The organism is uncultured Thiodictyon sp. (assembly GCA_903837595.1).
In the GTDB taxonomy this organism is placed as follows: Bacteria; Pseudomonadota; Gammaproteobacteria; order Chromatiales; family Chromatiaceae; genus Thiodictyon.
In genome coordinates this window covers 1-13,500 of the sequence record CAILVI010000366.1, presented here as the reverse complement: position 1 = coordinate 13,500, position 13,500 = coordinate 1, and the positions used below count along the sequence as shown (strand labels likewise).

Genomic DNA, 13,500 nt, shown 5'->3' with positions numbered 1-13,500 from the left:
CGGCAGTACCGGAGGTCGAGGCTTTAGCCGGTCGCGCGCCCGCTTGCGGGCGAGGCGGACCGGGCAAACCGATGGCGAGGGGCTCTGCATTGCCCGGTGGCCGGTCGCTGGTGCTCCTGTCGGGCTTGAAGAGATACCGAGTGTACCGGAGCCAATGGATGGTGGGGTGGTTGCCGGACCTTCATTACTCCTCCAGAGTCGGAGGATTAGAGTTCAGAGTCCAGAGGGACAGAAAGTGGAGCTGAAGAAACAGGGGCAGAACGCAACACGACGCGGAACCCCAAATTAACGAACCGGTCGACGGGAAAATTCCGATAGCGGTAGGCACAGCGCGCGAAGTCCCGAACATTGCTCCACGATCCGCCGCGTACGACCAGTGCTTGGTCCCCCCCTGCGTCTAAGTCCTCGCGCCTCGGGTCGTTCACCTGGCTGTAGTCCGGCATCCATGGGCTGCGCGTCCACTCCCAGACATTACCGATCATGTCGTATAGACGGAAGCCATTGGCCGGGAAGCAACCGACCGCTGAGGTATCCAGGATCCTCGAGTCCGCGTAGTTGGCGGAATTCGCGTCGGGCGTGTCACCCCACGGGTACACAGAGTCCCGCCGCCCGCCCCGTGCTGCCACTTCCCACTCCAGTTCGCTCGGCAGACTCACCTGCCAGGACCCACCCCGCACCAGCAGGGCGGCCTCGGATCCCGCCAGGACCGACGCGCCCGCGAGGGTCTGGTGCAGCCACCGGCAGTAGGCCATCGCCTCTCGCCATTCGATATAGCGGACGGGCCGGCTGTCCGGATCGCGCAGCGCCGTGGGGTCGCGGGGCTCAGTCCTCGTCGCCGCTAGGAAGGCCCTAAACTGCGCGACCGTGACCGGATAGCGGGCGATGTAGAAGGCCGGTGTTGGCGTGGGGGCGTCATTGAACTCGTGGACGGGCACGCCATAGCCGATGATCTGCGCGACCCGCTGCCCGTCCGACTGCCGGGTGCCGATCCTGAATTCCGGATCGGCCGGGATCGGCACGAAACCGAGCAGGTCATCCCCCGGCAGGTGGAAGCGTGCCGGGTCGAACCGGGGATCACCCAGGCGTGCCACTAGCTCCCCGACCCGGGCGCGCTGGGATGCCCTGCAGCCACTGAGGGCGCTCGCGTCGCCCAGCAGCGCGATGATTCGCGCGGCACACTCGGCCTTGAGCGCCTCCCCGCTCTCACGCCATTCCAGCGCGGCGATGCTCGCCAGTTCCGCCGCAGCGATTCGGGCGTCCGGCGTCTCCCCGGCACGGGCCAGCGCCGCCAGGAACTCGCGCGCGGACCTGGCGGCATTGGCGCCCAGGTAGCCCGACAGGAGCAGGATGGGCTTACGCCACCAGGGATCGTCCAGCCGGTCCTCGAGACGCTTGACGATGGCGGGGTGGCCGCCTGCACCCATGGTCACCTCCCGCAGATAGCGCGCGGCGAGGAACTCCTGAAGGGCGAGGTGGATGAAGCGATAGACCCCGGTGCGTTCCTCCAGCACGCTGCCGCGCTGGCGGGCGCTCTGGAGGAACGCGTCGATGCGCGGCTCGAAGTCCGCCTCCTGGCCCAACGCGGCCTTCAGTTCGCGCTCTTCGATCTCGCGGCCCTGGTCGCGGCCCTGACCGTGCATGTGGAAGGCGAGGTGCTGGGCCATGTCGCGGAAGGGCTTCCAGTCGGTCGAGAGCTCCCGGATGTCGCCCTCCTCGCGCCCATAGTCCACCTGCAGCAGGGCATTGATGGCCTTGTCGAACAGGTCCGCGCGCTCGTCGGGCAGGCGGCGGTTGTTCACATGCACTATGAGCAGCAGGCGCACCATCAGGGGGCTGTCCACCAACGCCTCGGCGTCCTTACCCAGCGTGTGTGGCGGTCCTGCTCCAGCCGTCGGATTCCCTCCAGCAGGTCGGCCGACCGCTCGTCGCGCAGGGCGGCATCGTGCGGGTAGATGCAGTCATAGGCCTGGCGGACCATCGGGGCTATGTGGGCCCTAAAGTCGAGTGGCCGGACGAGGATCTCCCGGAAGCCGGCCCCCAGGGCGGTGCGCCCGCCGCGGTAGGCGACGGTGCGACAGGTGACAAGGACGCGCATGGACTCGCGCCCGCCCACCAGGTCCTCGACGGCCTGCCGGACCTCAGCGCGCTCGGACTCATTGGCCACCTCGTCGAGTCCGTCGAGCAGCAGGAGACAGTCCCGACCATCTTGGAGGACCTGTACGAAAAAATCCGCCGGGAGGTCGAAGTCGGCCTGCTTTTCGATCAGACGATACGAAATGTAGTGGGCCAGGGTGCGCTCACGGGGAGGCGCGTTGCCCGGCAGCTTGCGCCGATAGCGCGCGAAGGACGCGAGCGGTACGAAGATGGGCAGCGGCAATTCGCTTGGGGGGACATCTATCTCGACCTCGACCTCGACCTCGCCGACATGAGCGTCCTCCAGTTCGGGCTCCCGGCTGGTCCGGACGGATTGGGGCGACGAAGTGATCTTTATCTTATTCTTTATCTTCTTCTTTATTTTCTTCTTTATTTTCTTCTTCAGTGCAAGACGCGAGCGCGCCGGTTCGGGCTCGCCGGTGAGCAGTGATGAGGCTAGTGCCCAGGCCATATGCACTAGCACGGTGGTCTTTCCGGACCCCGGCCCGCCGATGATTGCCAGGCGATTGCCTAACCCCAGCACCTTGCTCAGGGGCAGGTCCTCCCCACTACCCGCCATCCACTTGGCCTGCAGCGGCACATAGGCCGTCTCGAGCGGCAGCATCACCACCGGCGCCCCGCCCGCCCGCTCGATGCCGCGCAGCTCGATGCACTCGGTACGCGAGCGCAGCCAGCGCAGGTAGCCAGTTACCTGGCGGGCGATCTGCTCCTTGGTCAGGCGCCCGCCGGCTGTGGCGAAGTAATTGGTGGCGATCTGTGTGCCGGTGACGATGGTATTGGCGTTGCCTCCGACCTTGACGCTGCGCTCCCCGAGTGCCTCGCCGCCGCCCTGCGCCAAGGCACCGGAGCCGCTGAGGCTCGCAGCTTGCTCAGCCTCCAGTTCGGCCAGCCGCCGCCTCAATGCCGCGATGTCGTTCGGATCGATGGAATCGGCTGCCATAGCGTGCCCCTCTGTCGCCCTTGAGCTTGTCGCGTCCGATGAAATCCCCGCCGACCCAGTCTCCGGCGCGGCGTCACGAGGGTCAAAGGGCGGGTCGGAACGCCCCGCCTCCAGTTAGTCGTGCATCACCAATTCGTGTTTTCACATACTGATTTTCTACTGAAAATCAGTATCAGTCGCCCATCATCATCGTCAGCTGTTCCGCCTGATACTCGGCCAACAGCGGCTCGATGACCTGATCGAGCGCCCCCTCCATCACCTCATCGAGCTTGTAGAGCGTGAGATTGATGCGGTGGTCGGTGAGCCGGTTCTGCGGGAAGTTGTAGGTGCGGATGCGCTCGGAGCGGTCGCCGCTGCCCACCTGGAGCTTGCGCGACTGGGACTCGGCCGCGGCCTGGGTGCCCTGGGCGGCGGCGAGCAGGCGGGCGTGCAGCAGTGACAGTGCACGGGCCTTGTTCTTGTGCTGGGAGCGCTCTTCCTGACACTCCACCACCACGCCGGAGGGGATATGGGTGATGCGCACCGCGGAGTCGGTCTTGTTGATGTGCTGACCGCCGGCCCCGGAGGCGCGGTAGGTGTCGATGCGCAGATCGCCCGCGTTGATGTCGATGGCGTCGATGGACTCCACCTCCGGCAACACGGCGACGGTACAGGCCGAGGTATGGACGCGGCCCTGGGATTCGGTCTCAGGTACACGCTGCACGCGGTGGGCGCCGGGCTCGAATTTGAGCCGGGAGTAGACGCCGCTGCCGCTGATGCGCACCACCACCTCCTTGTAGCCGCCCAATTCGCCCTGGCTCTCGCTGTAGACCTCGGTGCGCCAGCCGCGCAGCTCCGCATAGCGCAGGTACATCCGCAGCAGGTTGCCGGCGAAGAGTCCCGCCTCGGCCCCGCCGGTCCCGGCGCGGACCTCCAGAAAGCAGTTACACTGGTCCTTGGGGTCCGGCGGCACCAGCAAGCGGTGCAGTTCGGGCTCCATGGCGTCCCGGCGGGCGCCCGCGGCGGCGATCTCATCCCGGGCCAGGGGGGCCATCTCGGGATCGGCCAGCATCTCCTCTGCGGCCGCCATCTCCGCCTCGGTCTCCCGATAGCGCCCGAAGCAGGACACCAGGGGCTCCAGCTGGGCATACTCGCGACCCAGGTCACGGAAGCGGTTGGTGTCGGACTGAGTCGCGGCGTCTGACATCAGCGCCGTGATCTCGCTGAAGCGCTCGTCCATGCGCTCCAGCCGGTCGCGAATGGAACGGTTCATTGGGGCGGCGGGGCTGGTGCCACCAGGCCGAGTTGGAACAGTTCGTTGGCGGCCTCCATGATGGTGGCATCGCCCTCCCGGGCGGCCTGGCGCAGCCGCGTGCTAGGGGCGTGCAGCAGCTTGTTGGTGAGGGTGTGGGCGAGGAAGGCCAGCACATCGGGGGCGGACTTGCCGGCCTCCAGCTGGCGCTTGGCCCGTTCCAGCACCTCATCGCGCAACTGTTCGGCGCTCTTGCGGTAGTCCTGGATCACGTTGGCGGCGTCCAGCGAACGTATCCAGCCCATGAACTCCTCGGCGTGGAAGGCCACGATCTCCTCGGCCTCCATGGCCGCCGCCTGGCGGGAGCGCAGCCCCTCGTCGATGACCCCTTGCAGGTCGTCGACGGTGTAGAGGTAGACATCGCTCAGGGATGCCACCTCGGGCTCGATGTCGCGGGGCACGGCGATGTCCACCATGAACATCGGCCGGTGCCGGCGCTTCTTGAGCGCCCGCTCCACCGTCCCCTTGCCCAACACGGGCAGGGGGCTCGCGGTGGAGGCAATGACGATGTCCGCATCCGCCAGGTGGTTGGCGATCTCGGTGAGCGCGATGGCAAAGCCATCGAACTGGGCGGCCACCTCGTGGGCGCGCTCCACCGTGCGGTTGGCCACGATGATGCGCCCGATGCCGTTCTGGTGCAGGTGGCGGGCGACCAGTTCGATGGTCTCACCGGCGCCGATCAGCATGGCCGTCTGTTGGGACAGGTCGCTGAAGATCTGGCGCGCCAGGCTGACCGCGGCGAAGGCCACGGAGACCGGGCTACTGCCGATGGCGGTGTCGGTGCGGACCTGCTTGGCGACCGAAAAGCCGTGCTGGAACAGGCGCGAGAGCAGCTTGCCAGTGGCCGAGCAGTCGGTGGCGGTGGCGAAGGCGCTCTTGACCTGGCCCAGGATCTGGGGCTCGCCCAAGACCATAGAGTCCAGGCCGCAACCCACCCGCAGCAGGTGGGTCACCGCGTCTCGGCCCGCGTGGGCGTAGACGAAGGGGTTGACCCGCTCGTGCTCAACGCCGTGGAAGCCGCCCAGCCAGTGACGAACCGTTTCCTCGCCGCCGTCGTCGGTGGCGCAGTAGACCTCCGTGCGGTTGCAGGTGGAGAGCACCACGGCCTCGTGGACACCCGTGTGCCCCCGTAGGTCGCGCAGCGCCCCGGCGATAATGTCTGGTCCGAAGGTGATGCGCTCGCGCACCTCGATTGGGGCCGTCTTGTGATTGAGACCGATAACCAGCAGTTTCATGTTAAGCCCGTCAAATTGGACTGCGCGATTGTCCGGCTTATGGCGCAAGATGCAAGTCATGGTTGCGCGCGGGCGTGCCCCCAGTCGGTCGGTGCGCCCGTGCGGTCCGCCCGGGTTGCGGGAAATACCCTAAGTCGATCTCCGCTGCAAGTCCCGACCGGCTGGGTATACTTGCGGCCCGGCCCCCAGGAACCTCCCACGAATCCCTCCCATGACTGAAACACTGTCCCGAAAGTCCCGCAGGAGCGCCGCCGCCAGCGGGCTCATTGCCGTCCTGTGCCTCGGTGCGCTCACCGCGACGCGCGCGGAGCCGCTCCCCGTGTCGCCGCCCGCCGGCGCCCCGGTCGTCAAAGGCGAGCCGGCGTCCGCGCTCCCCGCGCCGTCGCCGGCCACCGATGGTACCGCCGGCCTGGGTGCCCGGGCCGCGCGTGTCGGGCTGGATAGTGATTTAGTCTACTCGGTGTTGGTCGCCGAGGTGGCCGCGCACCGTGGTGACCAAGCGTTGGCCTTCACGCAGTATCTGCACGCCGCCGAACTGGCCCGCGACCCGCAGCTGGCCGAACTGGCGGTGCGCACGGCGGTCAGTGCCGGGGACGACGCCGGGGCCGCGCGCGCCGTGGCATTCTGGCTTGAGCTGGCGCCCGCTGCACCGGGGGCGGTTCAGGTCGCCGCCTTCCTGCGGATCAAGGCTGGCGACCGTGCGGGAGCCCTTGACTATCTGTCGCAAGTGGTCCGGCTGGCCGGGGCGGATACCGAGGCCGGCTACCTGCAGGCGGCGAGCATCGTGGCGCGGGCGGCGAGCCCACCGGAGCGTCTGGAATTGATGCGCGAGCTCGTGGCGCGCGACGCGCGCAGTGCCGAGGCCCAGTACGCACTGGCGGTCGTGGCCGCCAGTGCCGAGCAGCCGGAGGTCGCCGTCGCTGCGGCCCGCCAGGCGCTCCAATTGCGTCCGGACTGGGACAAACCACGCCTGTTTCTGGTCCGGCTCCTGCTTGCCGGGGGCAAGCGCGACGAGGCACGGGCGCTGATCGAGCAGTTTATCGCCGCCAACCCGGACGAGCAGGGTCTGCGCCTGCTCTATGCCCAATTTTTGCTCGAGCAGAAGGACTATGTTGGCGCGCGCTCAGCGTTCGAGCGGTTGCTCGCCGACCGGCCGAACGACCCGGAGGCCCTGTACGCCGCCGGCATCCTGGCCCTGGAACTGGACGACCTCAAGGCCGCACGCGGCAACCTGACCCGCCTGTACCAGACCGGCCAGCGGCGGGACGACGCGAGCTTCTATCTCGGTCAGCTGGAGGAGCGCGCCGAGCAGCGCAGCGCGGCCATTGACTGGTACGCCAAGACGCAGGGGGCGAACCGGATGGACGCCCAGATCCGCATTGCGGTCCTGCGGGCCAAGGCCGGCGAGCTCGAGCGTGCCCGCGAGATCATCCAGCAGTTGCGCGACCAGGCGCCGGACGAGGCCCAGACCCTGTTCCTGGCCGAGGCCGAGATCCTGGATCAGGCGGGTCGCCAGGATGCGGCTATGCAGGTCTATGCCGATGCACTCACCGCCTTTCCCGACGATGTGGAGCTGCTTTACGGGCGCGCCATGTTGGCGGTGAAGCAGGAGCGGATCGCGTCGGCGGAGCGCGACCTGCGGCACATCATCGAGATCAATCCGGACCATGCCGACGCGCTCAATGCCTTGGGCTACACGCTGGCCGATCGCACCGACCGCTATCAGGAGGCCCTGGGGTATATCGAGCGCGCCTACAAGCTCAAGCCCGCGGAGCCGGCGATCCTGGACAGTGTTGGGTGGGTGAATTACAAGCTCGGCCGCCCCGAGGCGGCCCTGGACTACCTCACTCGCGCGAACGAGGCCATGAAGGACGCCGAGATCGCCGCGCACCTGGGCGAGGTGCTGTGGGCCATGGGCCGCGAGGACGAGGCCCGCGCGGTCTGGGCCGCGGCCCTCAAGGACCATCCGGACCACGCCTATTTGCTCAAGGTGGTGGCGAGCCATGCGCCGCCCGGGGCACCGGCCCCGCCCGCGATCCCGAAAAATACCTCTCCAGACAGCAAGACCGAGGCCCGTCAGTGACCCCCGAATCCAATTCGCTCGCCTGGCCGGCGCCGGCTAAACTCAACCTGATGCTGCGCGTGCTCGGCCGCCGCCCGGACGGTTACCACCGCCTGCAGACGGTCTTCCAGTTCATCGATTGCTGCGATCGGCTGTGGTTCACGCCGCGGGAGGACGGCGCCATCCAGCGCGTGGTGGCGATCCCCGGCGTTCCCGAGTCCGCCGACCTGACGGTGCGGGCCGCCCGTGCCCTGCAGGCCCACGCTGGGTGTCGGCGCGGGGCGGACATCCTTCTGGAGAAGGCCTTGCCGATGGGCGGTGGGCTCGGCGGCGGCAGTTCGGACGCCGCCACCACCCTGGTTGCTTTGAACCAGCTGTGGGGGCTCGATCTACCGGAGGACGAGTTAGCCGCGCTTGCCTTGCCGCTGGGGGCCGACGTGCCGGTCTTCGTGCGCGGCCGCGCGGCCTGGGGGGAGGGCGTGGGCGAGCAATTGACCCCGGTGGACCTGCCCGAACCCTGGTATCTGGTCCTCATTCCGGCCGGCCAGGTCGCCACCGCGGCGGTCTTTGCAGACCCGCAATTGACGCGGGACTCGGTTCCAGTCAAACTTAGCGACTTCCTTGCGGGTGACCGGCGCAACGATTGTCTCGGGGTCGTACGGCGCGGTTACCCCGAGGTGGCTGCTGCCTTGGATTGGCTAGAAGCCGTCGGGGGCGGTCAATTGACGGGTACCGGTGGGTGCGTGTTCGCGGTCTTCACGGATCGGGACGCTGCCCTGGCCGCCCGTGATCGGGTAACGTCGCGGTTTCGGGCTATGGTGGCGCGTGGGCTTAACCGCTCGCCGCTGCTGGACCGGCTGACGGCCGGCCCGACCTGAGTCATACGCGCAACGTTTTTTTTTGGGGCGTCGCCAAGCGGTAAGGCACCGGGTTTTGATCCCGGCATCCCCAGGTTCGAATCCTGGCGCCCCAGCCAATTCATGCCGTCTTCACCCCCCCTGAGCCCGCTCGTTCAGACAGGAAGCCCGCCTTGCCTGCCAGTCACATGATGGTCTTTTCCGGGAACGCTAACCGGGAACTCTCCGTGGAGATCGCCGGACACCTTGGGTTATCGCTGGGCAAGGCCGTGGTCGGCCAGTTCAGCGATGGCGAGGTGATGGCCGAGATCCAGGAGAACGTGCGCGGTCGCGACGTCTTCGTGGTTCAGTCCACCGGCGCTCCGACCAACGACAACCTGATGGAATTGTTGGTGCTCATGGATGCCCTGCGCTGGGCCTCAGCCAAGCGCATCACCGCCGTGGTCCCCTACCTGGGTTATGCCCGCCAGGACCGGCGGCCGCGCTCGGCGCGGGTGCCGATCACCGCCCGGTTGGTCGCCAAGATGATCGGCGAGGCTGGCGCGGATCGTGTCCTGACCATGGACCTGCATGCCGACCAGATTCAGGGGTTTTTCGACATCCCGGTCGATAACGTCTACTCCTCGCCGATCCTCTTGGGTGATATCTGGCGTCAGAAGCACTCCGACCTGATCGTGGTCTCGCCCGACGTGGGCGGGGTGGTGCGGGCGCGGGCCCTGGCCAAGCGTTTGGATGAGGCCGATCTCGCGATCATCGACAAGCGCCGACCCAAGGCCAATGAGGCGCAGGTGATGAACATCATCGGTGACGTGAAGGGTCGCTCCTGCGTCATGATCGACGATCTGGTGGACACCGCCGGGACCCTGTGCCACGCCGCCGAGGCCCTGAAGGAGCACGGCGCCCAGAAGGTGGTCGCCTATTGTACCCACGCGGTCCTGTCCGGAGTCGCGGTGGACAACATTACCAACTCGGTGCTTGACGAACTGGTGGTGACCAATACCATCCCGCTGCGTCCCGAGGCCCGCAATTGCTCGCGTATTCGACAGTTGAGCATCGGCGAGTTGCTGGCGGAGACCATGCGGCGGGTCTCCAACGAGGAGTCGGTCAGTTCGTTGTTTATGGATTGATCCTCTTTTTTGGCTGAAGCCAAGAAAGAGTAGTGATTCAGTTTGCGCTCGTGACACCGCTGCGCGGTGTCACGCATGTATCTGACGCTCTGCGCCTGGAATTATTTGCTGGCTAATATTTTTGGTCCGCTTCTTGTGTGCCTGGGAACCTGGTCGCGGGTCCCCGGCGCATTGTTTTGTGATTTAACTGGAGAACGCCTATGAGCGTAAATTTTGACGTCTTCGCCGAGTCCCGCAGCGATACAGGTAAGGGTGCGAGCCGCCGCCTGCGTCGCCAGGGCCTGATCCCAGCCATCGTCTATGGCGGTCACCAGGAGCCGGTGATGATCTCGCTGCGGCACAACCAGATCCTCCGGCACCTGGAGCATGAGTCCTTCTACTCCCATGTGCTGAATCTGAAGATCGGCGATGTCGAGTCCACGGTGGTGCTCAAGGACCTGCAGCGCCATCCGGCCAAGCCCTTCATCCTGCACGCCGATTTCCTGCGCGTGAGCCAGGACGAGAAGCTCCGCATGGTGGTGCCGTTGCACTTCCTGAACGTGGAGCAGTCCCCCGGCATCAAGGCTGGCGGCAATGCCTCGCACGCCCTGACCGAGATCGAGATCACCTGCCTGCCCAAGGACTTGCCCGAATACATCGTGGTCAATGTCGCGGCCATGGCCATTGGCGACATCATCCACCTGGCTGAACTGCCGCTGCCCGAAGGTGTCACCCTGGCCCATACCCCCGATGCGGATGAGCCGGTCGTGGTCATGCACGGCCCCCGTGCCGGCGCGGAGACGACCGATGAGGCCGAGGGTGGTGCCTGATCGCGTTCTGTCAGGACTCTGACGCGACTGGCCCGGCGGACTGCCCGTCGGGTCAGCGCTCAACCGGAGCCAACAGCGCCATGGACCCCGTCGGCATCCGTCTCATCGTCGGTCTGGGCAACCCCGGCCCCGACTATGCCGCCACGCGTCACAATGTCGGCTTCTGGTTTGTCGATGCACTGGCCCTGGGTCAGCCCTTCAAGGCCGAGGCCCGCTTCCACGGTGCGGTGGCGCGTCTGACCCGGCGCGGCATGGACCTGCGGCTGCTTAAGCCCGCCACCTTCATGAACCTCAGCGGCCGCTCCGTGGCTGCCGTCAGTCGCTATTTCGAGATTCCCCCCGAGCAGATCCTCATCGTTCACGATGAACTGGACCTCGCCGTCGGTACCGTGCGCCTCAAACAAGGTGGCGGGCACGCGGGTCACAACGGCCTGCGCGACAGCATCAACCAGCTTGGTAGCCGCGACTTCTGGCGCCTGCGCGTCGGCATCGATCATCCCGGCGACCGCAGCCAGGTTACCAATTATGTACTCGGTCGCCCCTCCCGGGACGATGCACTGCGTATCGAAGAGTCGCTGCGCGACGCCGAGGGCGCCATCGACGACTGCCTGGACGGGCGTTTCCAGATGGCCATGAATCGGCTGCACAGCGCGCGCTGAGTTGCCGACATGTTTACCAACGCCCCCGCCCACTGGTCCTGGCAGTCCTGTTCCCGAAGTCCGCTGGTCCTGACACTATTGCTCGGCGGCGCGACGACCTTGACCGTCCCATCGACGGCGACGGCCGGGACATACCGATGCACGAACGCGGCCGGCGAGGTGTCTTACTCCGAGGTCAATTGCCCGGCGGACTTCGCCAAACAGGAGCTGGATATCCCCGCCCGTAATCCGGACTCCGCCCCCGCTGCCGACGCAGCAGACCCCTACTCCATTCTCAATCAGGCACGCAGCATCGACGAGCAACAGGCCGCCAAGGCGAAGGCGCGGGCCGAAGCGCGGGAGCGGGAAGCGCAGGCGCAGGCGCGGGATGCTGAACAGCGGGCGCGGGATGCCGAGCTGCGGGCGCGGGATGCCGAGGCGCGGGCGGCGCAGGCGCAGCGCGATGCGCAGATGCAGGTGTGGTCTGGCCAACCTGGCCAACCTGGACACCATGAGTGGCATGAGCGAGCGCACGAGCGCGATGCCGAGGCGCAAGATGCAACTCCCATCAAGCCTGGTCGGTGTCCGGATGGGTCAGTAGCACCCGGGGGCAGGCTGAGCGTCTGTCGGGGGGCTGGGCTAATGCGGCCGCTTCCGGCGGTCCCGGAGGGAGCGCACCACTAGGCCCATGTCCTGGCGCCGCGTGCCGACCCGTGGCCGCAGGTCGGCACCGGTTAAGCGGGCGCCGCTGAGGCTATTTCTCCTGAGTGTCCATCTGGCGAGCCTTTTGTGCAGCGGCATCCTGGTAAAACTGAGTCATGTCTTTCTTGAATCCCTTCACGTCCTGGAGGTTAGTAGGCACGGCCGGCGTCGCCAGGTCGTCCGACCTGGACGCGACTGGGTTCGACGGTTTGTTGCCGGCCCATTGCCCTACTGGAATCGACGGATTTTTGGCTAGCCATTGACTGACTGGGTTCGACGGATGTTTGCCCAGCCATTGCATCCCAAAGAACCCGATCGCGGCCAGCACCAGCAACTTAAACAGAAAGCGCATATTTTTTCTCCAAGATATTCAGGGCTCGCAGCCAGCGTAAACCCTCTGACGACAAGGTTCAAGGCCCCGCCGATGCTGCCGATATGGTTTCGCGCGTCTGCGTATGTTACAAAAGGACCTACCCGGAGTGCGGTCGCCCAAGGTCCGGAGCGAACCTGTGACGTGAATGTACTAAGGAAGTTCGCGCGACCATGAAGTCTCCGACTTCGCCATCAGAATTGACGACCATCGATCAACGCAGTCCGGATATCTCCTTCGGCCGGAGACCAAACTTGGCGGACAGCAACAGGATCACCTTGTTGCGCTGGTTCCGACGCTGGAGGCCGCCACTTGACCGGTCTCTTCTCGTTCCCACGCTCCAGCATGGGGATGCAGTCAGGCCGCGCCAGCGGCCCGAGGCGCTACGCGCCGCTGGAGCGGTGAGACTGGCTCCCGGGAGCCAGGGCACAGTCTCAGAGCTTGGGAACGAATGATCACAACACCATCGGGTACCCACCATGTCTGATCACAGCAACTGCGTCTTCTGCGGCATCGTGCGGGGAGACATCCCGGCGATCAGGCTGTACGAGGATGAGTATACCGTCGCCTTCATGGATATCCAGCCGGCCAGTCCAGGCCATACTCTGGTGATTCCCAAGGCTCATGCGGCTAACCTATTTGAAATCTCCCTGACTGATCTTGCGGCGGTCACGCTGACGGCTCAGCGCATTGCCCGGGCAGTGCACCAGGCGCTTGCGCCCGACGGTATCCGCATCATGCAGACCAACGGCGCGGCGGCCGGCCAGACCGTGTTTCACTATCATGTCCACATCATCCCGATGCAGCATGGGCAACGCATCGGCGCGCATGACCGCGAGCAGGTGAGCCCGGAGAGTCTCAAGGCGCTCGCGGCGAAAATCCAAGCGGCCATCCGAACCTGATGGGGTTGATCTATCCGGCAAGAGTGCCGCAGATCAGCGGCCTCAACCGCTTCGCTACCCTTAATCTGCTCCAAGCGTGTTATCGAAAAAAAGGCCGACATATACGCTAAGTTCAATGGCAGAGTCCACCATAGCCCCACCGGAGATCGGAATAAGCGCTGACCGATGCTTGCCGCCGAGTAGAACCGCCGGTTGGCATAGCGATAGCCTTCCAGCAACGTATCGGTGCTCATATGCCGAGGCCGGAAAACGACATCCTGTCGACCGTTGTACTTTCTCCAGTCCCTGGTCAACATGCGATCTTCGGCCTCTAAACGCCGAGGCTCTTCCTGCGTTTCAGGCGGCTGCTAAGTTTTTGTAATATCGTGAAAAGAGGCTTATGATCGCCAGCCGCCAGGAAGGTTTGCAGGTCT

Annotated in this window: 12 protein-coding genes, 1 tRNA gene and 1 pseudogene; 8 read left to right on the top strand and 6 right to left on the bottom strand. The window is 65.9% G+C overall.

Going from position 1 to position 13,500, the window contains the following annotated elements; all coding sequences use genetic code 11:
- Positions 1 to 206: 206 nt before the first annotated feature.
- The 4 genes from QZY44_RS21160 to hemA form a co-directional block, all read right to left on the bottom strand.
- Entirely contained in the window at positions 207 to 1,841 is a 1,635-nt protein-coding gene (locus tag QZY44_RS21160; RefSeq protein ID WP_295451596.1) for an SUMF1/EgtB/PvdO family nonheme iron enzyme, read from the bottom strand.
- Positions 1,826 to 3,094 carry a hypothetical protein gene (locus tag QZY44_RS21155; RefSeq protein ID WP_295451593.1) on the bottom strand — a complete coding sequence of 423 codons (1,269 nt, stop codon included), beginning with the start codon at positions 3,092 to 3,094 and terminating at the stop codon, positions 1,826 to 1,828. Before QZY44_RS21155 ends, QZY44_RS21160 begins: the two co-directional genes overlap by 16 nt.
- A 172-nt stretch (positions 3,095 to 3,266) precedes the next feature.
- A complete protein-coding gene (gene prfA / locus QZY44_RS21150; protein ID WP_295451589.1) occupies positions 3,267 to 4,346 on the bottom strand; it encodes a peptide chain release factor 1 in 1,080 nt (359 codons plus the stop codon).
- Positions 4,343 to 5,620, bottom strand: coding sequence for a glutamyl-tRNA reductase (gene hemA, locus QZY44_RS21145; RefSeq protein ID WP_295451586.1), 1,278 nt, complete (start codon positions 5,618 to 5,620; stop codon positions 4,343 to 4,345). Before hemA ends, prfA begins: the two co-directional genes overlap by 4 nt.
- 211 nt (positions 5,621 to 5,831) lie before the next feature.
- Between hemA and QZY44_RS21140 the strand changes: the two genes are divergently transcribed.
- The 7 genes from QZY44_RS21140 (at position 5,832) to QZY44_RS21110 (ending at position 11,797) form a co-directional block, all read left to right on the top strand.
- Positions 5,832 to 7,703: a tetratricopeptide repeat protein gene (locus tag QZY44_RS21140; RefSeq protein ID WP_295451578.1), complete on the top strand. Its 1,872-nt coding sequence runs from the start codon at positions 5,832 to 5,834 to the stop codon at positions 7,701 to 7,703.
- Positions 7,700 to 8,560: a 4-(cytidine 5'-diphospho)-2-C-methyl-D-erythritol kinase gene (gene ispE, locus QZY44_RS21135; RefSeq protein ID WP_295451565.1), complete on the top strand. Its 861-nt coding sequence runs from the start codon at positions 7,700 to 7,702 to the stop codon at positions 8,558 to 8,560. The genes QZY44_RS21140 and ispE overlap by 4 nt, the downstream gene beginning before the upstream one ends.
- 23 nt (positions 8,561 to 8,583) lie before the next feature.
- Positions 8,584 to 8,658: transfer RNA gene (locus tag QZY44_RS21130), tRNA-Gln, on the top strand.
- Positions 8,659 to 8,712: 54 nt separating this feature from the next.
- The gene (locus tag QZY44_RS21125; RefSeq protein WP_365304983.1) at positions 8,713 to 9,666 is read left to right on the top strand and encodes a ribose-phosphate diphosphokinase; all 954 of its coding nucleotides are present in this window, start codon (positions 8,713 to 8,715) and stop codon (positions 9,664 to 9,666) included.
- Between the two features lie 200 nt (positions 9,667 to 9,866).
- Positions 9,867 to 10,475: a 50S ribosomal protein L25/general stress protein Ctc gene (locus tag QZY44_RS21120; RefSeq protein WP_295451531.1), complete on the top strand. Its 609-nt coding sequence runs from the start codon at positions 9,867 to 9,869 to the stop codon at positions 10,473 to 10,475.
- Between the two features lie 80 nt (positions 10,476 to 10,555).
- A complete protein-coding gene (gene pth, locus QZY44_RS21115) occupies positions 10,556 to 11,134 on the top strand; it encodes an aminoacyl-tRNA hydrolase (protein ID WP_295451518.1) in 579 nt (192 codons plus the stop codon).
- Between the two features lie 9 nt (positions 11,135 to 11,143).
- Positions 11,144 to 11,797 (top strand): DUF4124 domain-containing protein, encoded by a 654-nt coding sequence (locus QZY44_RS21110; protein ID WP_295451512.1) that lies wholly within the window; start codon positions 11,144 to 11,146, stop codon positions 11,795 to 11,797.
- A 70-nt stretch (positions 11,798 to 11,867) separates the two neighbouring features.
- Here the strand turns inward: QZY44_RS21110 and QZY44_RS21105 are convergent, their stop codons facing one another.
- Positions 11,868 to 12,167, bottom strand: a complete 300-nt coding sequence (locus tag QZY44_RS21105; RefSeq protein ID WP_295451506.1) for a hypothetical protein — start codon at positions 12,165 to 12,167, stop codon at positions 11,868 to 11,870.
- Positions 12,168 to 12,664: 497 nt separating this feature from the next.
- Between QZY44_RS21105 and QZY44_RS21100 the strand changes: the two genes are divergently transcribed.
- Positions 12,665 to 13,087, top strand: a complete 423-nt coding sequence (locus QZY44_RS21100) for an HIT family protein (protein ID WP_295451501.1) — start codon at positions 12,665 to 12,667, stop codon at positions 13,085 to 13,087.
- A gap of 158 nt (positions 13,088 to 13,245) precedes the next feature.
- On the opposite strand, the pseudogene QZY44_RS35910 reads toward QZY44_RS21100, so the two are convergent.
- Positions 13,246 to 13,395 (bottom strand): annotated as a pseudogene (locus QZY44_RS35910) (hypothetical protein); the annotation flags it as partial.
- Positions 13,396 to 13,500 lie beyond the last annotated feature (105 nt).